Origin of the sequence: Corynebacterium tuberculostearicum, from assembly GCF_030229345.1 — a bacterium.
Taxonomy (GTDB): domain Bacteria; phylum Actinomycetota; class Actinomycetes; order Mycobacteriales; family Mycobacteriaceae; genus Corynebacterium; species Corynebacterium tuberculostearicum_G.
The window spans coordinates 18,369-39,905 of the sequence record NZ_JASPGP010000018.1; the positions used below are offsets into that span (position 1 = coordinate 18,369).

General features: G+C 59.5%; 18 protein-coding genes. 7 read left to right on the forward strand and 11 right to left on the reverse strand.

Annotated elements, in window-relative coordinates:
* The first annotated feature begins 48 nt into the window (after positions 1–48).
* Positions 49–1,476: an NAD(P)H-quinone dehydrogenase gene (locus QP884_RS10720; RefSeq protein WP_225745899.1), complete on the forward strand. Its 1,428-nt coding sequence runs from the start codon at positions 49–51 to the stop codon at positions 1,474–1,476.
* Positions 1,477–1,546: 70 nt separating this feature from the next.
* On the opposite strand, the gene QP884_RS10725 is transcribed toward QP884_RS10720, so the two are convergent.
* A complete protein-coding gene (locus QP884_RS10725) occupies positions 1,547–2,860 on the reverse strand; it encodes a short-chain fatty acyl-CoA regulator family protein (RefSeq protein WP_284822001.1) in 1,314 nt (437 codons plus the stop codon).
* 166 nt (positions 2,861–3,026) lie between these two features.
* Here QP884_RS10725 and prpD point away from each other — a divergent pair, with 166 nt between their 5' ends.
* Genes prpD through QP884_RS10740 form a run of 3 tightly spaced genes read left to right on the forward strand, consistent with a single transcriptional unit; the run spans position 3,027 to position 6,642 of the window.
* A complete protein-coding gene (gene prpD, locus QP884_RS10730; RefSeq protein ID WP_284815267.1) occupies positions 3,027–4,538 on the forward strand; it encodes a 2-methylcitrate dehydratase PrpD in 1,512 nt (503 codons plus the stop codon).
* Positions 4,538–5,470: a methylisocitrate lyase gene (gene prpB, locus QP884_RS10735; RefSeq protein ID WP_269954136.1), complete on the forward strand. Its 933-nt coding sequence runs from the start codon at positions 4,538–4,540 to the stop codon at positions 5,468–5,470. Before prpD ends, prpB begins: the two co-directional genes overlap by 1 nt.
* A gap of 14 nt (positions 5,471–5,484) precedes the next feature.
* Positions 5,485–6,642, forward strand: coding sequence for a bifunctional 2-methylcitrate synthase/citrate synthase (locus QP884_RS10740; protein WP_284822002.1), 1,158 nt, complete (start codon positions 5,485–5,487; stop codon positions 6,640–6,642).
* Between the two features lie 75 nt (positions 6,643–6,717).
* Here the strand turns inward: QP884_RS10740 and QP884_RS10745 are convergent, their stop codons facing one another.
* The 3 genes from QP884_RS10745 to QP884_RS10755 are packed head-to-tail and all read right to left on the reverse strand — an operon-like array spanning position 6,718 to position 8,613.
* Positions 6,718–7,401 (reverse strand): transglycosylase, encoded by a 684-nt coding sequence (locus QP884_RS10745; protein ID WP_239278883.1) that lies wholly within the window; start codon positions 7,399–7,401, stop codon positions 6,718–6,720.
* A gap of 2 nt (positions 7,402–7,403) precedes the next feature.
* Complete coding sequence (locus QP884_RS10750) at positions 7,404–8,258, reverse strand: ATP-binding cassette domain-containing protein (protein ID WP_284822003.1); 855 nt, start codon at positions 8,256–8,258, stop codon at positions 7,404–7,406.
* Positions 8,245–8,613 (reverse strand): GntR family transcriptional regulator, encoded by a 369-nt coding sequence (locus QP884_RS10755; RefSeq protein ID WP_284822004.1) that lies wholly within the window; start codon positions 8,611–8,613, stop codon positions 8,245–8,247. The genes QP884_RS10750 and QP884_RS10755 overlap by 14 nt, the downstream gene beginning before the upstream one ends.
* A 360-nt stretch (positions 8,614–8,973) precedes the next feature.
* On the opposite strand from QP884_RS10755, the gene QP884_RS10760 reads away from it, so the two are divergent.
* Positions 8,974–12,405: a pyruvate carboxylase gene (locus tag QP884_RS10760; protein WP_284822005.1), complete on the forward strand. Its 3,432-nt coding sequence runs from the start codon at positions 8,974–8,976 to the stop codon at positions 12,403–12,405.
* A gap of 170 nt (positions 12,406–12,575) precedes the next feature.
* Here the strand turns inward: QP884_RS10760 and QP884_RS10765 are convergent, their stop codons facing one another.
* The 7 genes from QP884_RS10765 to QP884_RS10795 form a co-directional block, all read right to left on the reverse strand.
* Positions 12,576–13,682 carry a DUF5808 domain-containing protein gene (locus QP884_RS10765; protein WP_284822006.1) on the reverse strand — a complete coding sequence of 369 codons (1,107 nt, stop codon included), beginning with the start codon at positions 13,680–13,682 and terminating at the stop codon, positions 12,576–12,578.
* 14 nt (positions 13,683–13,696) lie between these two features.
* The gene (locus QP884_RS10770; protein WP_284822007.1) at positions 13,697–14,074 is read right to left on the reverse strand and encodes a GntR family transcriptional regulator; all 378 of its coding nucleotides are present in this window, start codon (positions 14,072–14,074) and stop codon (positions 13,697–13,699) included.
* A 141-nt stretch (positions 14,075–14,215) separates the two neighbouring features.
* Complete coding sequence (locus QP884_RS10775; protein ID WP_284822008.1) at positions 14,216–15,238, reverse strand: ABC transporter permease; 1,023 nt, start codon at positions 15,236–15,238, stop codon at positions 14,216–14,218.
* Entirely contained in the window at positions 15,235–15,816 is a 582-nt protein-coding gene (locus QP884_RS10780; protein WP_284822009.1) for an ABC transporter ATP-binding protein, read from the reverse strand. Before QP884_RS10780 ends, QP884_RS10775 begins: the two co-directional genes overlap by 4 nt.
* A 42-nt stretch (positions 15,817–15,858) precedes the next feature.
* Positions 15,859–16,302 carry a hypothetical protein gene (locus QP884_RS10785; RefSeq protein ID WP_005326740.1) on the reverse strand — a complete coding sequence of 148 codons (444 nt, stop codon included), beginning with the start codon at positions 16,300–16,302 and terminating at the stop codon, positions 15,859–15,861.
* 23 nt (positions 16,303–16,325) lie between these two features.
* Positions 16,326–18,089, reverse strand: a complete 1,764-nt coding sequence (locus QP884_RS10790; protein WP_284822010.1) for an acetyl/propionyl/methylcrotonyl-CoA carboxylase subunit alpha — start codon at positions 18,087–18,089, stop codon at positions 16,326–16,328.
* 156 nt (positions 18,090–18,245) lie between these two features.
* Entirely contained in the window at positions 18,246–19,109 is an 864-nt protein-coding gene (locus QP884_RS10795) for a sulfurtransferase (RefSeq protein ID WP_150850515.1), read from the reverse strand.
* Positions 19,110–19,357: 248 nt separating this feature from the next.
* On the opposite strand from QP884_RS10795, the gene QP884_RS10800 reads away from it, so the two are divergent.
* A complete protein-coding gene (locus tag QP884_RS10800; protein ID WP_284822011.1) occupies positions 19,358–20,419 on the forward strand; it encodes a Cj0069 family protein in 1,062 nt (353 codons plus the stop codon).
* Between the two features lie 88 nt (positions 20,420–20,507).
* Complete coding sequence (locus tag QP884_RS10805; protein WP_284822012.1) at positions 20,508–21,401, forward strand: DUF4282 domain-containing protein; 894 nt, start codon at positions 20,508–20,510, stop codon at positions 21,399–21,401.
* Positions 21,402–21,537: the final 136 nt, after the last annotated feature.

Genomic DNA, 21,537 nt, shown 5'->3' on the forward strand with positions numbered 1-21,537 from the left:
TAGACTCGTAAGCGACTTTTAAAGTGGAGCTGATAAAGGAGCAAGTGCGTGTTGAACCAGACCAAGCGAATTGTCATCATCGGCGGTGGCCCGGCAGGCTATGAAGCCGCATTGGCAGGCGCCAAGTATGGTGCAGAAATCACCATTATTGAAGACCAAGGCATGGGCGGTAACAGCGTTATCTTGGACTGCGTTCCTTCCAAGTCCTTCATCGCCGGCGCTAATATCAAGACCGACTTGCGCCGCGCCGAGGATATGAAGCTCAACGAAGGCATTGGCCAGGCCCACCTCTCCCTGACCGCTCTGAATAAGCGTGTGCAGGACCTGGCAAGCAAGCAGTCCTCCGATATCCGCGCCACGGTGGAATCCCTAGGCGCCCGCGTTATTGACGGCCGCGGCTACTTCCCAGAGGATCAGGAAGCCGATGCCTTTGGCGGCCACAAGGTCACCGCGGTATTCAACGAGGACGGCCACGAGGAAACCATTAACGCAGATCTTGTCTTGGTAGCCACCGGCGCCACCCCTCGCATTCTCCCCGGCGCTCAGCCGGATGGCGAGCGCATCCTTACCTGGCAGCAGGTCTACAACCTCACTGAGCTGCCGGAGCACCTCATCGTCGTCGGTTCCGGCGTCACCGGTGCCGAGTTCGTCTCCGCCTTTGCAGAGCTGGGTGTGAAGGTCACTATGGTTGCCTCCCGCGACCGTATTTTGCCGCATGACGACGCCGATGCGGCCGACGTCCTCGAGACCGTGCTGAGCGAGCGCGGCGTGGAACTGGAAAAGAACTGCCGCGTGGAAACCGTCAACCGCACCGAGGATGGCAACGTCCTGGTCACCACGCAGGACGGCCGCGAAATCACCGGCTCCCACGTCATCATGTCCATCGGCTCTGTCCCGAATACCCAGGACCTCAAGCTGGAGAATGTCGGCGTGGAAACCGCCAAGTCCGGCCACATTCAGGTCGACCGCGTCTCCCGCACCAATATTGCCGGCATCTACGCCGCTGGCGACTGCTCTGACCTCTTCCCATTGGCGTCCGTCGCCGCAATGCAGGGCCGCGTAGCCATGTACCACGCACTGGGTGAGGGCGTTTCCCCGCTGCGCCTGAAGACCGTGGCCAACGCCGTCTTCACCCGTCCGGAAATCGCCGCCGTCGGTTTCACCCAGGCAGAGATTGAGGCCGGCGAAGTCGCCGCCCGCACCATCACCATGCCGCTCAATACCAACCCGCGAGCCAAGATGCGTTCCCTGCAGCACGGCTTTGTCAAGCTCTTCTGCCGCGCCACCTCTGGCCGCGTTATCGGTGGCGTCATCGTTGCGCCGACCGCCTCCGAGCTCATTCTGCCCATTGCCATGGCCGTGACGAACCAGCTCACCGTGAACCAGCTGGCCGATTCCTTCGCCGTATACCCGTCCCTGTCGGGCACCATCACCGAGGCTGCACGACGCCTCGTTGCCCACGACGATCTGGAGTAAACGAAACCAATTCCTCTCTTCGCGCCCGCACTCGATAAGCAGTCGAGATCGGGCGCTTTTTCATGCGCCGCTAAAAGGTGGAGTAAGAATGCTCGGCGGTGCGATTGAGTGAAACCTGGATGGCGCGATCCGCTTGAGGAAGAGCACGCTGGGGGCAATGCTCGCGCGGGCAAGCGGTACAACCAGGGCCGATAGGGGTGGCGGCGGATACGTCTAAATTAAGCGCATCGGCGTAGACAATGCGGTCGGCCTCAGAGATATCGCAGCCTAAGCCCACGGCGAACTCTTTACGAGGGGTTCCCCAAGATTGTGCGGTTCCTTGCACAAAGCGACCTATCCACAGGTAGACGTGACCGTCTGGCATGGCGGCTACCTGGCGGGTGATGCGATTGGGCGTCTCAAAGGCGCGGTGGACTACCCATAATGGGCATGACCCGCCCGAGCGGGCGAAGTGGAAGGCGGTGGAAGATTGGCGCTTGGAGATATTCCCAGCGCGGTCGGTGCGGATGAAGGAAAAGGGCACGCCGGTAAGGCCTGGGCGCTGGAGGGTGGCCAGGCGTTGTGCGGTGGTTTCGAAACCGGTGCCAAAGTAGTTGCACAAAAGGTCGATATCGTAGCGGGTCTTCTCAGCCATCGACAGGAACGGTTGATAGGGCATGGTGACCGCGGCCGCGAAGTACTGTGCAAGCCCTAAGGTAGCTAGTTCTTGCGCCTCGCCGGCAGGAAGCTCGGAGACGAGGTTATCGCAGACATCGCGGTAGGCGAGCAGGCAGTATTGGAGCGCCATTTCAAAGACCAATTGGGCTTCGGAAAGGCCGTCACGAAGCGCAAGCTCCCGGGTGTCTGGATCGAAGTCGCGGCGTGGCCCCGGCCGGGAAAAGCGGACGGTAACGCCGAGGTCCTCGTGCATGCGGGACGCTAAACGGCCACGGCGTAGCACCCGGTCACCGAGCTGGCCGGCGAGCTCTTCAGCTAGGACATCGAGCTCGTGGATGTAGTTATGGGCGTCGTAGAAAAAATCACGGACAAGCTCAAAAGGGGAGCGCTCCCGCGCTGGGGCGCGGGTGGCGACGTCGACGAAGCGGGGCATGAGCTCCGGAAAGCGCGAGGCTAGGTCGGCCAAGGACTCTTCGGCGGCGTCGGGAAAGATGCGGCGCAGGTCGGTGATGGTGCGCGTATCGCGGTCGTCTGCGAAATATCCGGGATCCACATTGAAGCGCTGGGTCAGCTGCATGAGCACGGTGACGGTAAGCGGGCGTTGATCGTTTTCGAGCTGGTTGAGGTAGCTGGTTGATAGTCCCAACTGTTTGGCCATCGCTACCTGTGTTAGCCCCCGCTGCTTGCGCAGTGCATGGATTCGTGCCCCCGCATAATGCTTGGTCATCGCTAGTTCGGCCACCTTTCGCCGCCGTGAACAGAAGAAACCACAAGGTTTGCAGATTCCACTGAATCGTTCCGCTAGATTACACACACCCTACTTATAGCGCAGAGCACATTCAAGCATTTAGTGTGATGTGAGACGCACCGCAGAGTGAAGGAGGACCCATCTAGTGAAGAAGCACGAGGTACGCACCCATAAATCCGCCGAGGAATTTCCCTATGAGGAACACTTGGCATACAAGGTGGCAGAAGTGGCCGCGGACCCCGTAGAGGTCCCAGCTGAGACCACCGACATGATTATTAACCGCATTATCGACAACGCAGCTGTGGCTATGGCCTCCGTGGCACGGGGGCCTGTAACCTCCGCCCGCACCATGGCGCAGGCACACCCGGTAAGCGAGGGAGGTTCCACTGTATTTGGTGTGGATGGAGCCTACTCGGCCGAATGGGCCGCCCTAGCCAACGGCACAGCGGTCCGTGAGCTGGACTATCACGACACCTTCCTCGCCGCTGAATACTCGCACCCAGGGGACAATATTCCGCCGCTTCTTGCTACCGCGCAGCACAAGGGCCTTAGCGGCCGTGATCTTATCCGCGGCATCGCTACCGGCTATGAAATCCAGGTCAACCTCGTTAAGGGAATTTGCCTGCACGAGCACAAGATTGACCATGTAGCGCACCTCGGGCCCTCCGTGGCCGCCGGCATCGGTACCATGCTCGGTTTGGATAGGGACACGATCTACCAGGCGGTGGGTCAGGCGTTGCACACCACGACCGCCACCCGCCAATCCCGCAAGGGACTGATTTCTTCCTGGAAGGCCTATGCCCCAGCCTTCGCGGGAAAAATGGCCATTGAGGCCGTCGACCGGGCGATGCGTGGCGAGGGCGCACCGGCGCCCATCTGGGAAGGCGAGGATGGGTTCATCGCGTGGATGCTGCACTCGCCGGAGCGCACTTACTCCGTCCCGCTGCCGGAGGACGGCGAGCCAAAACGAGCCATCTTGGATACCTACACCAAGGAACACTCGGCCGAATACCAGGCCCAAGCGCCCATTGATATGGCCTTTGCATTGAAGAAAACCCTGGCAGAAAGGGGACTGAGGACAGCGGATATCGAGTCCATCGTTCTGCATACCTCGCACCACACGCACTATGTCATCGGTACCGGTGCCAATGATCCGCAAAAGATGGATCCCTCTGCTTCCCGGGAGACGCTGGATCATTCCATCATGTACATCTTTGCCGTCGCCCTTGAGGACGGCGAGTGGGACCACGAGGCTTCTTATGCTCCCGAGCGTGCCAACCGCCCGGAGACCATCGAACTTTGGCACAAGATTTCCACCGTCGAGGACCCCGAGTGGACCCGCCGTTATCACTCCAACGACCTTTCTGAAAAGGCCTTTGGCGGCAAGGCTGTGATCACTTTCAAAGACGGCACGGTGGTAGAAGATGAGCGCGCCGTTGCTGACGCCCACCCGCTTGGTGCCCGACCCTTTGCACGCGAGCAATACATAGAGAAGTTCAGAAAACTCGCAAACGGCATCGTGGATGAAGCCGAACAAGAGCGCTTCCTCAACGCCGTCCAAAACTTGGAAAATCTCACTGACCTTACCGAGTTAAACGTGCGGGTGACCGATGCTCACCTCGCCGCCGCACCCCAGAAACCGGAAGGACTCTTCTAATGGCTGGACTATTTGGCTCTTTGAAAACTCCCGCGGAAAAGCGTCAGCAATTCCGCGCCGACCTTGAATCCGGCACCATTACCCGATTGCCGGGCGCGTTCAATCCTCTGACCGCGCGGCTAATTCAGGATATCGGTGGTTTCGGCGGAGTTTATGTCTCCGGCGCGGTGCTGGCCAATGATTTGGGCCTTCCCGATATTGGCCTGACCACCTTGACTGAGGTGGCGCAGCGTTCGGGCCAGATTGCCCGCGCGACGGACCTGCCCGTGCTTGTCGACGCCGACACTGGCTTCGGCGAACCCATGTCCGCCGCCCGCACCATAGCCGCACTCGAAGACGCAGGCCTGGCCGGATGCCACCTTGAAGACCAAGTCAACCCGAAGCGCTGCGGCCACCTCGACGGCAAAGAGGTGGTGGACACAGATATTATGCTCCGCCGTATTAGCGCCGCGGTCAACGAGCGGCGCGACCCTAACTTCATTGTTTGTGCCCGCACCGATGCCGCAGGAGTCAATGGCATCGATGACGCCATCGACCGTGCAAAGGCTTACGCCGATGCTGGTGCGGACCTTATCTTCACTGAGGCGTTGTACCAGCCAGCAGACTTTGAAAAATTCCGCGCCGCTGTTGACACCCCGTTGCTGGCAAATATGACCGAATTCGGCAAGACCGAGTTGCTTTCGGCGCAACAGCTAGAAGACCTCGGCTATAACGCAGTCATCTGGCCTGTCTCCACCTTCCGCGTGGCTATGGGCGCCACCGAGGATTTCCTGCGGGATATGCATGAAACCGGCTTACAAACTGACTGGCTCGAGCGCATGCAACACCGTTCCCGCCTTTATGAGCTGGTGCGCTACGAGGAATACAACGACTTCGACCAATCCGTTTTCACCTATTCCAAAGACACCTACCGACCAACCTTCGAAAGCTAAGGAGAATTCCCACCATGTCCGATAAGAACCAGACCCCCGAAATCCGCAAGGGCCTGTATGGCGTCGTCGTCGATGAGACTGCCGTGTCCAAGGTCGTCCCTGAGACCAACTCGCTGACCTACCGCGGCTATCCCGTCCAAGAGCTTGCCCGGTACTGCTCCTTTGAGGAAGTGGCCTATCTGCTGTGGAACGGCAAACTGCCAGGCCAAGAATCGCTTATCCGATTCTCCGCTCGCGAGAAGGCCCTGCGCCACCTAGAGCGCCACGTCATCGACCTCATCATGTCCATGCCGCTATCGTGCCACCCAATGGATGTACTGCGTACCGCCATTTCCTATATCGGTTCCCAAGACCCAGAGGAATACACCAAGGATTCCGAGCACATCCGTCGCACCGCGCTGGAGCTTATGGCCAAGATTCCCACCATCATTGCGCTTGATATCCGGCGCCGCCACGGCGAAGGCTACATCCAACCCTCCCGCAAGAAGGGCTTTGCGGAGAACTTCCTCTGGATGGTCTTCGGTGATGAGGAAGGCTCCCCAGCTACCAACCGCGCCGATATCGAGGCCTTTGATAAGTCCCTCATCCTCTACGCTGAGCACTCTTTTAACGCTTCCACCTTCGCTGCCCGCGTGGTGACCTCCACCATGTCCGATACTTATTCCGCCATCGTCGCGGCCATCGGCGCGCTCAAAGGGCCTCTGCATGGCGGTGCCAACGAGGCCGTGATGAAAAACTTCCTGGAGGTTGCCGATCCTGCCAAGGCAGAAGAGTGGACCAAGAAGAAGCTGGCTAACAAGGAATTGGTCATGGGATTTGGTCACCGCGTCTACAAAAACGGCGACTCCCGCGTGCCGACAATGGAGGCAGCGTTTAAGGAGCTGGCCGAACAGCACGACCAGACCCAGTGGGTTGAGATGTATGACGTCATGGCCAAGACGATGGAGGAAAACACCTCCATCAAGATCAAACCCAACCTCGACTTCCCGGCTGGACCTGCCTATCACATCCTGGGCTTTGACATTGAATTCTTCACGCCAATCTTTGTGATGGCCCGCATTACCGGTTGGACTGCGCACATCGTAGAGCAGAACGAGAATAACTCGCTTATCCGCCCGTTATCCGCTTATAACGGCGAGGAGCAGCGTTCGGTTCCGCCGAAGTCCTTCTAAAACTCACAAGCTCCCCCTCCTCCAGAGACAATTTTCATTCTCGGGGTGGGGGAGTAGCCGTTTTCCACGGATAGTCTAAGGCTGGACTCGCCGCGCTAACTGATGCATCACCAGTGAGAAAACGATGACAGTCAAAGCCGAGAAGAAGAATAAACCTGGCCAAGGGGCGCCGATGTGGACAGTCCCTAGGCTATCAATAAGAATTGCCAGCAGGAGTGCTGCTGCATAGAAGCCGACAAGGATGCCAACAATAAGCAAGAACCGGGTGAACAGAGAACGTTGTTTGGCGCTACTGACCACTAAGCCGATGAAAGTGCCGATGTATCCGGTAAGTAGGTGGCCACAAATAAAGCTTCCCAAGGTCGCGACTCGAGCGAAGAGAGGCCTGAGACCGGAACTGCCAGGAGAGATAACCCACGACGAGTACATGTCTACGCCAGCGCGTAGCGCGACATAAAATGTCAGCCAAGCAATGGCGCCGAATACGAACGCGGCTAGCCATAGGGTCGCGTGCATGCTCATCAGCCACTGCTGTGGGCGCATTCCCAGTCCACGAAGGGCCCGGTATTCAGTTGCGGTGAAGGCGCAGTAGAGGCCCCAAATGAATACGGCGAGAATTCCCCAGCCAGCAGGGTTAGCGCTAATCGTTGTTGGGTCGGTGGGCAGGAAATAAGGCACGCTCCACAGCAATGCGACGATAATGCAAACGGCGATAAAGGTCTTTGTGGCGTTGAGATTAAAGGTCTTAAGCAGTTTCATGGCTAGGACTCCTCTTGTGAGGTGCGGGTGGATTCATGGGCGCGGGAAACAAGGGAATCAATGAGCTGGCCGTCGTCAAGGTAGGAGACGGTGATTTGGGTGGCGTCCACGGTATCGTCCGGAAACGGCACCGGGGACCAAGCATTAACTTTGGTGGTCGAGCCAAGCGAGGATTGGTGGAGTGGGAGGGCGTCGGCAAGCGCGAGTGCTTGCTCCACGTCCTTGGTGTTGCCGCTAAGCACGGGGTAGTGCGGCCGTTGGGACTCCAGGTCGGTGGGCTTATTGACGGTGCCGTCGTGCACGGTAATCACGTGGTCAACCAGGCCGACGAGGTCCTCGGCGCGGTGAGAAGAAAGTACCAGCAGCCAGTCCGGGGTGCCGGAGGCGTGGGCGATAATGAGCTCGCGCAAGCGCGTGCGCGTTGGCGCGTCCAAGCCATTGAAAGGCTCATCGAGGAGGGTGACCGGCGTGCGTGCTGCCAGGGCAGTGGCACAGGCAACCAGTTGGCGCTGGCCGGTGCTCAAGGTGCGGTTCTTGCTGCGCTTATCGACGCCCACCTTATCCAACAGCTCCTCCGCATACCCCACGTCGAATCCCGCGCGCACATGCTGTGCGGCGCGCAGGTGTTGGGCCACGGTGGAACCGGCGAGCAAGATATCGGCGCCGGTGCGCGCAATCGCTACCTGTGAGGTATCGATGCTGCCCTTTGCGGGCAGGAACCCTGCTACTGTGCGCAAGAGCGTGGTCTTGCCCGCGCCATTGGGTCCGATAAGCCCATACATGCCGGCGGTGAGCTCCAGGTGTGGCACGTGCAGGCGGCGCTTGCAGCTGACATTGTGCATCTTAAGGTGCGTCATGGTGGTCTCCTTCGGCTTCGATGAGGTCGGCGATATCGCTGGCGCTTAAGCCCAGCGCGGCTCCTTCCTTGAGAAGCGGAACGATGAAATCTTCCCTAAGGGCTTCTTGGCGTTGGTGGCGGACCTTCTCGCGCGCGCCTTCGCGCACAAACATGCCCAAACCGCGCCGCTTTTCCAAAAGGCCCTCCTCGAAGAGGACAGTCAGAGCCTTTGCGGAGGTAGTTGGGTTAACGGAGTGGAAAGCCGAAAGCTCATTGGTGCTGGGGGCGCGTTCGCCCTCGGCGAGCTCACCGGAAATAATCATGTCCCTGATTCCTCCTGCTAGTTGCTGATAAATGGGCCGGGTATCGCTCATGGTGCGGCCTCTCGTACATGCTTCATGTGATTCCTCCCGTGGTGTATGGGTTTACCACCTATGTGGGTAACCATATAGCCGGGAAGGCGTTCGGTCAACAACGGTTCACTTGGGTACGCAGGTGTCCCCGCTGCATATTTTGTTGAGGCAAAAATTTGCAGGATTTACAGAACGGCTAACCCTGTTATTACTGGTCGGGCTGCAGAAATCGTCCGTGCAGCGGTTTAAGTGCTGGATAGTGTGGCAAACTCCGCTTGAAAATGGGCAGACAAGAAAGGTTTCGATCTCTAAACTGAGATACGGATCACCCAAGAGGAGGTGCTGTATCGCAGTACCTTCCGAGTTGAAAGGAACACCGAAGTGGCTAATCCCGCGCTTCCATCGTTCAAAAAGATTCTGGTAGCCAACCGCGGCGAAATCGCCGTGCGTGCATTCCGTGCTGCCTTTGAGACAGGGGCAAAGACCGTCGCGGTCTATCCTCGCGAAGACCGAAACTCCTTCCACCGCGCCTTCGCGGATGAGGCCGTCCGCATCGGCGCCGAGGGGCAGCCGGTCAAGGCATATTTGGACATTGATGAGATTATCCGCGCCGCCAAGAAGGCCGAAGCGGATGCCATTTACCCCGGCTACGGATTCCTTTCGGAGCGCGCGGATCTTGCTCGTGCGTGTGAGGACAATGGCATTAAGTTCATTGGTCCGACCCCAAGCACGTTGGACCTGACCGGTGATAAGGCTGCGGCAGTTAGTGCGGCGAAGGAAGCTGGGCTGCCGACGTTGCAGGACTCGGAGCCATCGACGGACGTCGATAAGCTGGTGGAATACTCCAAGGACTTTAACTTCCCCGTATTCGTTAAGGCTGTCGCCGGTGGCGGCGGGCGCGGCATGCGCTTCGTGGAATCCGAGGATCAGCTGCGCGAAAAGGCGGCCGAGGCTTCGCGCGAGGCGGAGGCGGCATTCGGCGACGGCAGCGTGTACCTAGAGACTGCGGTAATTAAGCCGCAGCACATCGAGGTGCAGATTCTGGCCGATAGCCAGGGCAACGTGGTTCACCTCTTCGAGCGTGACTGCTCGGTGCAGCGCCGCCACCAGAAGGTGGTAGAGATTGCGCCGGCGCCGTCGCTGGATTCCGAGCTGCGTGACCGCATCTGCGAGGATGCGGTGAAGTTCTGTGAGCACATCAATTACGAGGGTGCGGGCACCGTGGAGTTCCTCGTCGATGAGCGCGGCAACCACGTCTTCATCGAAATGAACCCGCGTGTGCAGGTGGAGCACACCGTGACTGAGGAAATCACCGGCGTAGACATCGTCAAGGCCCAGATGAATATCGCGGCCGGCGCATCGCTGGAAGATATTCACCTCGCCCAAGACAAGATTTCCATCACCGGTTCTGCCCTGCAGTGCCGCATTACCACCGAGGACCCGAATAACGGCTTCCGTCCCGATACCGGCACGCTGACCGCGTATCGTTCGCCGGGCGGCGCCGGCGTGCGCCTGGACGGTGCAACTTCCGTGGGCGCAGAGGTTTCGCCCAACTTCGACTCCCTGCTGGTGAAGATGACCTGCCGCGGCGTCACTTTCGAGCAGGCCGTGCAGCGCGCCCAGCGTGCGCTCAACGAGTTCACCGTCTCCGGCGTGGCCACTAATATCGGCTTCCTGCGCGCCTTGCTGCGCGAACCGGACTTCACTCAGACCCGCGTGGACACCGGATTCATCAACGCACACCCGCACCTGCTCAAGGCTCCGCCGGCAGTCGACGAATCTGGTCGCATCCTCGAATACATCGCGGAGACCACCGTTAATAAGCCCAACGGTAAGCGTCCGACGGCTCTGCGTCCGTTTGATAAGCTTCCTGAGCTGGACCTTTCCGAGCCGCTCCCGCGCGGTTCCCGCGATGACCTGCTCGAGTTTGGCCCGCAAAAGTGGGCGGAGAAGATCCGCCAGCAGAATGCGCTGATGGTTACGGATACCACCTTTCGCGACGCCCACCAGTCCCTGCTGGCTACCCGCGTGCGTAGCACCGCCCTGGTTTCTGCAGCCGAAGCCGTAGCCCGCATGACCCCGAACCTTTTCTCAGTCGAGGCATGGGGTGGTGCGACTTATGACGTCGCCATGCGCTTCCTCCACGAAGACCCGTGGGTCCGCCTGGACATGCTGCGCGAGGCTATGCCAAACCAGAACATCCAGATGCTCCTGCGCGGACGCAATACCGTGGGCTATACCCCGTACCCGGATTCGGTCTGCCGCGGCTTTGTCCAGGAAGCAGCCAAGTCCGGCGTGGACGTCTTCCGCATTTTCGATGCTCTTAACGACGTCTCCCAGATGCGCCCCGCCATCGATGCCGTCCTCGAGACCAATACCACCGTTGCTGAGGTGGCCATGGCGTACTCCGGTGACCTTTCGTCGCCGAAGGAGAACCTATACACGCTGGATTACTACCTCAAGCTGGCCGAGCAGATTGTAGAGTCCGGTGCCCATATCCTTGCCATCAAGGATATGGCCGGTCTGCTCCGCCCTGAGGCCGCTTCCAAGCTGGTTATGGCGCTGCGCAAGGAATTCGACTTGCCGGTGCACGTGCACACGCACGATACCGCGGGCGGCCAGATGGCAACCTACTATGCGGCCGCTCTCTCCGGCGCAGACATTGTCGACGGCGCCTCCGCGCCGCTTGCCGGTACCACCTCGCAGCCGTCGCTGTCCGCCCTTATTGCAGCGTTCTCCCAGTCCAAGCGCGATACCGGCATCGACCTGCAGGCCGTATCGGATCTCGAGCCCTACTGGGAAGCCGTGCGTCAGCTCTACGCCCCGTTTGAGAACGGTATCCCTGGCCCGACCGGTCGCGTGTACAAGCACGAGATTCCAGGCGGCCAGCTGTCCAACCTGCGTGCCCAAGCCGATGCCCTTGGCTTGGCGGACCGCTTCGAGGTCATCGAGGACACCTATGCAGCCGTCAATGAGATGCTGGGCCGTCCGACCAAGGTCACCCCGTCCTCCAAGGTCGTGGGCGACCTCGCCCTTCACCTTGTCGGTGCAGGCGTAGACCCTGATGACTTCGCTGCCAACCCGACCAAGTTCGATATTCCGGACTCGGTCAACCAGTTCCTCCGCGGCCAGCTCGGTACCCCTCCGGGCGGTTGGCCGGAGCTGCGCGATAAGGTGCTCGATGGCCGCGAGGAAACCGGCGCCAAGGTGAGCGAGGTCCCTGCGGAAGAACAGCCGCATCTGGAATCCGATAACTCGGATGAGCGCCGCGCCAGCCTGAACCGCCTCCTGTTCCCGAAGCAGTTCGAGGAATTCAACGAGTTCCGCCGCAAGTACGGCAACACTGAGGCGCTGACGGATACCACCTTCTTCTACGGTCTTACCGAAGGCGAAGAAAAGGTCGTCCACTACTTCCCAGAGGACTCCACCGATCGCGCCGACCTCAAGCAGGTCGTGGTGCGCCTCGACGCCGTGGGTGAGCCGGACGAAAAGGGCATGCGTAACGTGGTTCTCAACGTCAACGGCCAGATCCGCCCGATGAAGGTACGCGACGAGAACGCCGAATCCACGGTCGCTACCGTAGAAAAGGCCGACCCCTCCAACGAAGGACACGTCGCCGCACCATTCGCCGGCGTGGTCAACCCCACCGCCAAGCCTGGCGACGAGGTTAAGGCAGGCGATCAAATCGCCGTCATCGAGGCAATGAAGATGGAAGCATCCATCTCCGCCACCAAGGATGGTGTGGTCGAGCGTGTAGCCATCGGCCAGGCCACCAAGGTGGAAGGCGGCGACCTCATCGCCGTCATCAACTAACTGACGCACGCCAGCGCCCCGCTTCCTTCGAGCAAACCTCTAGAAGCGGGGCGCTGTGCTGTCTGCAGGCGGCTTTCGCGACTTTCGTCCATATAAACCACCGATTTCGTCGACGGTTTTGGTGGTTTATATGGACGAAAATCGTGATTCAGCGGGGAGGGCTAAAATTTTCAGCCTAGTAGGAAAGGTAGCGCTATTGAGCCGACCAGAACCAGAAGCGTGATGATGAGGAATGCCTTGGCCTGCCAGCGGGCGAAGTTGAACGACACGCCTGTGCCGAAGCGCTTATCCACTAGTACCGCCGGATCCTCTGGGTTGTAGTACATCACGCCCCATTTATAGAGGTGGTCATTGTCCGGTGACTCTTTGTCTTCATCGGGAAAGCGGATTCCACGCAGTTGCTCGGATAATTGAGATTGTTTGTAGAGAAGAAACGCAACCAGTCCGATGCTGCCACCGATGGTAAGCACCAACATCGTGATAATGGCGGCGCCGTTGAACCGCTGAAATTGCGGTACAGGGCCGGTTACTTGCATGAAAGCTATACCAGCACACACGAGCAGGGTGAGAACTCCCATGACGGTATTCGTGAAGGCGAGGTTGGCTTCATTGCGCAGTCGAGCTTTAATGCTGCGTTCTGAACGTGGGGATACCTCACTATGTGCGATAAAAGAGCAGATGATGGCGAAAAGCAAGAGCATTCCTAAGGCGATGAAGGAGATAGAAAATACGCTGCCGATGTTCTTTTCGCTCCAATTATCCGCCTCCATGGAAGAATTCCAGTGCACTGGAACGGGGTCAGGAATATCGGACCAGTGGGAAGCGACGATGATGGCACCGGCCGCGATGCACAACAGGGAGGCGAGCATTGTTACCCACGGAAAAGTCGGCGTGGGGATGCCTTCGAATTCGGGTGTGCCATTGGCGGTGGTGGAAACACGAGCAGCGATGGTGGTTTCGACCTCGTCGAACCAACCGCCGGTCTTTTTCGCCGCGATGATGCGGCGGCGTTGAGAGATGTAGGCCCACAAGCCGCCGAGCGTCACCAAGAGGGACGGTACGGCGGCGAGGAGTGGCAATTTCCAGGCAAAGAGGGACAGAATTGTTGCCGCGATGCCGAAGCCCCAAGTACGTACCTTGTATCCAGCAAACGCAGAGGTAACTGCGCTATCGGAAAGGTAGGCCTTTGGCACGCGCACACCGAGCGGTGTGCCGGGCGAGGCAAGGGAGGGGGCTTTGGCCATAATCCAAGTAATTGCGAGAGTTGTGGCGGCCATTAAGAGGGCGAAAATCATGACGATACTTCCAAGTGTTTAAGAGTGGAGCTGAGGTGGGTGTGGAGCTCATCTGGGCTAAAGCCTTGGGCACGGGCGAGCGCAACTACTCGGCCTAATTGCTCAGCTAGTTGTCTTTCTTGAGCCTCGGTGTGAGCGCCGGGTCTGACGATGGAGCCGGAGCGGCCGGCAGTTTCAACGAGGCCGTCAGAGACCAAGAGGTCGTACGCCTTCTTTACGGTGGCTGGGTTGATGCCTATGTCTTTGGCGACGCGGCGGACAGGGTCTAGCTTGTCGCCATCAGAGAGCTGGCCGCGAGCTATGGCCAGTACTATTTCATCGTGGATTTGTTGGAAGACGGGGACATCTGAATCGGGGTTGAGGTTAATGAACATCTGTCACCTCCAATCTTTATTCTGTATTACTTATAGTAACACAAACTGTGTTATGTGAAGTAATACAGAATAAAGCTCAAAAGAAATCCCCAGGTATGTGCAACTTATTGAAGTGGCGTACCTGGGGAAAGCGCAGGGCGACTAAAAGAAGAGGACCACAGCTACGGCCGCAATGCCGTAGCCACCGCGCAGGAAGTAACCGAAGACTTCGGGGGAGAATGAAGCGCCGAAGCCACCGGTGTCGATGATGTTCATGGTGGTCACTCGCGCTGGGCGGGAGCGCTTGAAGGAGGCGTAGGTAAGTCCTAAACAGCACGCGGCGAGTACGAGTACCGGCAGCTTCCACACGGCGGCGATGAAGGCGGTACCGAGAACAGCGGCACCGGCTGTCGCGGTCAGGGGAAGTCCCCAGTCGGGCCAGGTTCCGTCGATGATGCGGCCAAAGGATGCGGCGCGGCCGGTGGCTGCGCCGACGATGGTCCATGCGGCAGCGAATCCTATGAGCGCCAAGCTGCCGAGTTGTGGGACAAGGCCTAGGGTGAGGCCGATGACAGCTACCGCGCCGAGCGAGATGTACCAGCGGCGGTATAGGCGCCGGAAAAAGAGGCGGCTGGGCGACGCCGTGGCGCGCGAGCTGGGGCGCAGGCGCGCCGACTGGGAGGCAATGGCATCGGCAGAAACCTCAGAATCCAAGAGTCCAAAGGAGGACGAGCCGACGGCACGGGTGCGGCCCGCGCGAAGAAGCGAGGCGAGGTCGAAGGAACGCCAGCCGATCGCAATGCGCAGCAAGGGGAGGGCTATCGCCGCATAGAGCGGAAGGCGCAGCGACGTACACAGGGCGAGGCCGAGGAGGCTCACGCCGGCGAGCTGGGCAATGGACAGCTTATCGACGCCCCGCATACGCCCCCGCGGCCTATCCACATAGACCCACCGGCTGAGCGAAAGGCTGCGCAGCGGATAGAGCGCCTCAAGAAGAACGATGAGGGCGAGGGAGCCGACCCCAGCGCCGATGGTCGCGGTGGCGGGCAGGGACGCGGCTGTGCGCTGCGCGAGCGAGGGTAAAACCTCGGCGGCATTCTGCCAAGCGTAGACACTGACGCTCGCGATGAGCGCCGCGATGAAGGCGTAATAGATGGCTGAGGAAGCGTGGGATAAAAACTTCATGAAATCTCCACCACTTCATCACAGGCATCGAAGATGGCCGGAGAGTGGGAGGCCAGCACTACACAGCGGCCCTCGGCGGCGAGGTGGCGCAGCTCCTCGGCCAAGAAGGCGGTCCAGGTGTGGTCAAGGTGGCGCTCGGGTTCGTCGATAAGCAGGGCCTTGGCCGGCTGATAGAGCTGGGCCGCGAGGTAGACGCGTTGGCGCTGGCCAGAAGAAAGGTCGCTGACCGCGGAGTTCCGGATGGCGTCGTCGATGGCCCAAAGTTCATGAACCTCGGCAAAGTCCACGCCGGAGCGGCGCGAAAGCAGGGTGAAGTGCTCGCCGACGGTGAGGTCGGGTAAGAAGACCGGATCCGCAACTGCGATGACGGAGCCGGCGGCCTCTGCGCTGCCGGGTGCGGCACCGTCAATGGTAACGGTGCCCTCGAGTGGGGCAATTTCGCCGCTCAAGGACTGCAGCAGCGTAGATTTACCCGCACCATTGGGGCCCTTCAAGCCGTATACGCGACTGGCGTCGAAGGTGCGATTCAGGCGCCCTAAAGCGGTGGAATGTCCATAAGTTGCATCTATTTTCAGCATCGTAGCTAGGTTAGCAGGAGGGCGGCCGGACCTAGGGGCGAGCTAGAAGCGGCGGAAGAACTTACCGGGGGCGAGCTCTTCAAATCCGGGCAAGGGCTCAGCGGAAGAGATGCCGGGGGCAGTCTGCTCGGCCGCGAGGTCGATCGCGTTGGCAATAAGCAACTCGCGGGCGGCGGGGTCATCGCTGGAGACGATGAGCTCGGGAATGTCTTCGGGGTCGAAGGGGGTGAGCCAGGTGGCGTCGTCAAGCGGGTGCGCCGAGGGATCGCCCAAGAAAGCTGGGCCCTTGTCGGCAGCGGGATAGTAGCGCAGGAGCGCGGCGCCGCGGGGAGCAACGGTGGGGTCCTCGTTGGCGGCCATGGGCAGGGCGATGACCCCGCCGTCCACAATGGGGGACCAGTCCGCAATAGAAGAAGGGAAGAGGCCCGCAAGATAGTCGCGGTCCTCTTCCTTGGCCAAGCGCACGCCGAGGGAAGAATCAGTCATTCTTCCAAGGCTAGCGGGGTAGGTTACTTGATTTCCAGCAGTACGCTGCCCTTGGTGGTAGAAGCGCCTGCTTCCACGGCTAAGCCGGTAACGGTGCCGGCCTTATGTGCCTTGACGGGGTTTTCCATCTTCATGGCCTCGAGCACGAGGAGGACCTCGCCCTCGGTGACCTCTTGGCCTTCTTCGACGTTGACCTTGATGACCGTGCCCTGCATTGGGGAGGTAACGGCATCGCCGGACACTGCGGCCTTGGCGCCAGAGCCCTTGCGCTTTTTCTTTTTGCGCGGGGCGCCGTTGGCGCCGAAGGAGGCGGGGAGGGCCACCTCGATGCGGCGGCCATCGATTTCCACGGTGTGCACCTGGGAAGGCTCTGAGTCGGCGGCTTCGGCATCGGTGGACTCATCGTGGGCGGGCAGCTGGTTATCCCATTCCTCTTCGATCCACTTGGTGTAGACACGGAAGTTGCAGTCTTCTGCGGTAAAGGCAGGGTCAGCAACGACAGCCTGGTCAAACGGGATAACGGTGGGCAGGCCCTCCACCGTGTACTCGGACAGGGCGCGGGCGGAGCGACGCAGCGCGGTCTCGCGGTCTGGGCCCCAGACGATGAGCTTGGCCAGCATGGAATCGAATTGGCCGCCAATAACGGAGCCCTGGACGACGCCGGAATCAACGCGCACGCCCGGACCTGCTGGCTCGGAGTACTTCACAATGGTGCCAGGGGCCGGCATGAAGTTCGCCGCGGCATCCTCGCCGTTGATGCGGAACTCGAAGGCGTGGCCACGCGGGGTGGGGTCTTCCTTCAGAGAGAGCTCGTGGCCCTCAGCGATACGGAATTGCTCGCGCACGAGATCGAGGCCGGTGGTTTCCTCGGAAACTGGGTGCTCCACCTGCAGGCGGGTATTGACCTCTAGGAAGGAAATGAGGCCATCGGCGCCCACCAGGTATTCCACGGTGCCTGCGCCGTAGTAGCCGGCCTCGCGGCAGATGCGCTTGGCGGACTCGTGGATGGAGGCGCGCTGCTCATCAGTGAGGAAAGGAGCCGGGGCTTCTTCGACCAGCTTTTGGAAGCGGCGCTGCAGGGAGCAATCGCGCGTGCCGACGACGACTACGTTGCCGTGCTTATCCGCCAGCACCTGGGCCTCGACGTGGCGGGCTCGATCCAGGTAGCGCTCTACGAAGCACTCGCCGCGGCCGAAGGCGGAGGTTGCCTCACGGGTAGCAGATTCAAAAAGCTCGGGGATTTCCTCTGCGGAGTAGGCCACTTTCATGCCGCGGCCGCCGCCGCCAAAGGCAGCCTTGATGGCTACGGGCAGGCCGTATTCCATGGCGAAGGACTGGACCTCATCGGCGCCGGCTACCGGATCCTTGGTGCCGGGGGCCATGGGGGCTTCGGCGCGTTCGGCGATGTGCCGCGCGGTAACCTTATCTCCCAAATCTCGGATGGACTCGGGGGAGGGGCCAATCCAGGTCAGGCCGGCGTCGATGACGGCCTGGGCAAAGTCGGCGTTTTCAGACAAGAAGCCATAGCCGGGGTGGATGGCATCGGCGCCGGACTTTTCTGCGGCGTCCAGAATCTTGTCAAAGACGAGGTAAGACTCGGCAGAAGTGGTGCCGCCGAGGGCAAAGGCTTCGTCGGCAAGCGAGGCAAAAGGTGCCTGGGCGTCTGGCTCGGCGTAGACGGCGACGGAGGCAATGCCAGCGTCGCGGGCCGCGCGGATCACGCGAACGGCGATCTCACCGCGGTTCGCCACGAGAACCTTAGAGATCTTTTTGGTTTCTACTGCCACGGCAGCAACCTCCTGAACACATTAGGTTGAATACGCAATCTATTCTTGCACACAAAAGCATGAGTTAATTTTCACGCACGCGAGTGGGGATGTTTTTGAACAAAAATAAACCCACATCCATGGCGGATATGGGTTTATGTGGCGAAACCGAAAAAGTTAACGCTCAATCGGCATTTTCACCATATTGCCCCACTCAGACCACGAACCATCGTAGACCTGCGTCTTTGTGAATCCCAAAAGATGCGTCAACACAAACCAGGTGTGCGCGGCCTGCGCGCCCACATGGGAGTAGAGGATCGTTGCAGATTCAGGCTCCAGCATTCCGTAATTAACCTTGAGCTCCTCGGCCGAGCGGAAGCAGGAGTTGGGATAGTTGGAACGGTCCCATTCGAGGTTAATGGCGCCCGGGATGTGGCCGTGGCGCATGGTGGTGCCGTAGGCGGAATCGCCATTGGGATCGTGCTCGGTGGCCTCGCCCGCAAACTCCTCAGGGGAGCGGGTATCCACGAGCGCTCCTTCGGACTCGCGCACCTGGTCTACGAAGGCACGCAGGACGGAATCATCGCGGCTTACCTCGGGGTATTCGGATTCGGGGAAGTCTGGCACCATGAAGGAAGTATCGCGTTCCTCGGCCATCCAGGCATTGCGGCCGCCATCGAGCAGGCGAACATCCTTGTGGCCAAAGAGGGTAAATACCCACAGGGCGTAGGCGGCCCACCAGTTGGACTTATCGCCATAAAGGACAATCGTATCGTCGGCATTAATGCCCTTGTCCCGCATCAAGGCAGTGAACTCTTTGCCATCGATGAAATCGCGAGTAAGTGGGCTCAAAAGTTCCGTGCGGAAGTTGATGCGGGTGGCGGTGGGGATATGGCCAATGTCATAGAGGAGCGAGTCTTCATCGACCTCAATGACGCGCAGGCCCTTGATGCCTAGGCGTGCGGACAGCCACGGTGCAGACACGAGGCGCTCGGGGTGTGCGTATTCCTGAAATGGGGGATAGGGATCAACGTCAGCCACTGTCCGCCTGCCTTTCCTATAAGGGTTAGTAATTTGCTCCCACCACTTTAACCCGAATTTTCCCGTGGTGATCACTCGGGGATCATTCCTGTGGTGTGCGATACAGGTCTCGGCCGGGGAAAAAGGGGCGCCGGCCGGTGGGGTTAGGCAGAGGGGGCAGTTGGCCGCGCGGGGGAGGAAAAGCTGGGATAAACTTGGGATATGGTGCGACAACGTGCTATGAACACCACCTAAGAAGGGAACTGCTAGTGCACAAGGCAATCGTTGTATTTGAGGTAGAGGGCGGCTCCGATAAAGGCGCAGATGGTCACCGTAAGGACACCATGCCGATCGTCAATGCGATCAAGGAACAAGGCTGGGATGCGGAGGTCATCTACTTCCACCCAGACAAGGCAGAGGAGATCTACGCCCAGGTTTCTGAAAACTTTGATGCTTATATCTCTCGTGTGAACCCAGGCAATATCCCCGGTGGCGAAAAGGGCTATTTCGAATTGCTCACCAAGCTGGCAGACGCCGGCCTGGTAGGCATGTCCACTCCGGCGGACATGATGGCCTACGGCGCCAAAGATGCACTGGTCAAGCTCAATGACACCCCGCTGGTGCCGGACGATACCGCCGCGTACTACGAGGTAGAAGAGCTGCACAATACTTTCCCCACCTCGCTGTCTTATGGCGAGCGCGTACTCAAGCAGAACCGCGGTTCCACCGGTGAGGGCATCTGGCGCGTGCGCCTTGCGGACCAGGAGCTTGCCCAGTCCGTAGAACCGGGCACCGCGCTCCCGCTCGACACCGCCCTGAAGTGCACCGAGGCAGTAGACAATCAAACCCATGACTACAAGCTGGGCACCTTCATGGACTTCTGTGACCAGTACATTGAGGGCGATAACGGCATGCTGGTGGACATGCGTTTTATGCCGCGCATTGTGGAAGGTGAAATCCGCATTCTCCTCGTGGGCGATGAGCCGGTATTCATCGTGCACAAGAAGCCAGCGGAAGGCGGCGACAACTTCTCTGCCACGCTCTTCTCCGGCGCAAAGTACACCTACGATAAGCCGGAATCTTGGCCGGAGTTGCTCGAGATGTTCGACAAGGCCCGCCCCGTTATCGCAGAAAAGCTCGGCGATACCAAGGACGTTCCGCTGATTTGGACCGCGGACTTCATGCTTGACGATGCCCCCGATGGCACCGACACCTATGTCCTCGGCGAGATCAACTGTTCCTGTGTTGGCTTCACTTCTGAGCTAGACATGGGCATCCAAGAAAAGGTTGCCGCCGAGGCGATTCGTCGCGTTCAGGACGCGAACGCCTAGCGCACGCTGTATTCTGCCAAGTGGCCCCACGGGTGACCGTGGGGCATTTTCCTACCATCCCCCTAAAGCATTTTCTAAGGACCAGATTATGGCTGATAATGATTTCAACTCCGACGGGTTTCCGAAGGATTTTTCTCCGCGCGATTTTTCTGAAACCCCGCGTCACCGCGCCGAGGACGCTGCGAAAAGCGCCGAAGGCGCCGGTGCCTCCGAGGTGAATGAGACTAAGGAATTCGGCTCTACCAATGCCAAGGAGACGAAGTCTTTCGGCCACACCGAGAAGCCTGGTAAGTCTGGAAATTCGAGTGACCTTTCCTCCCCGCAGCCGAGCGCGGAGGGCAACTCCTCTGACTTCTGGGCCTCCTCGAAGTCCTCCACCCCAAGCGAGGGCGCTGCTTCCCGTGCGCATAATCCATTTACGGATTCGGCATCGTCGGACGCTGCTGCGAACGGCAACCAATTCGGTTCCGCCCGGTCCGCTAGCGATCAGCCGGTTTTCGGCGGCTACACCCAACAGCAGGGCACGAGCCAGGGATTCGGACAGTTCCCGCAAGCAGGCGATGCTCCTGCCGATTCCGGCCAGACTCTCGGTAATAAGAAGAGCCAGATGAGTGATACCCTCAAGGGCTTGGGAAAGAAAGACGGCCTATTGGGCGGACTCTTTGAGTTCGAGTTCAAGCATTTCCTGACACTTACCCACGTGAAGGAAATCTACAAGGTTGCCATGATTCTTGGCGGCATCATGTGGATCCTTCACCTTCTCGGTGCCTTCTTTTTCGCCACTGGCATGGGCATTTATGGCATTAGGGAAGATTCCGCGTCCGCCATCTTCGGAAGCATCTTTGCTTTCATTTTCCTGGCGGTACTGAGCACTGTCATTTACTACGCAATCATGGTCGCCATCAGGCTGTTCCTGGAAGCCATGGTGGCTAACGTGCGCATCGCCCAAAACACCGGCGATATCCTGGACAAGATGGACTAGCGCTGTAATGAGCCGCTTGCTCAATTAAGCGAGCAACGACATGCGCCCCGGCGGGATTCCGTGAACTGCTCCCCATTAGTTGGACTGAGAAATCAGTTGCCAACAACTAGTGGGGAGCATTTTCTTTGAGAGCACG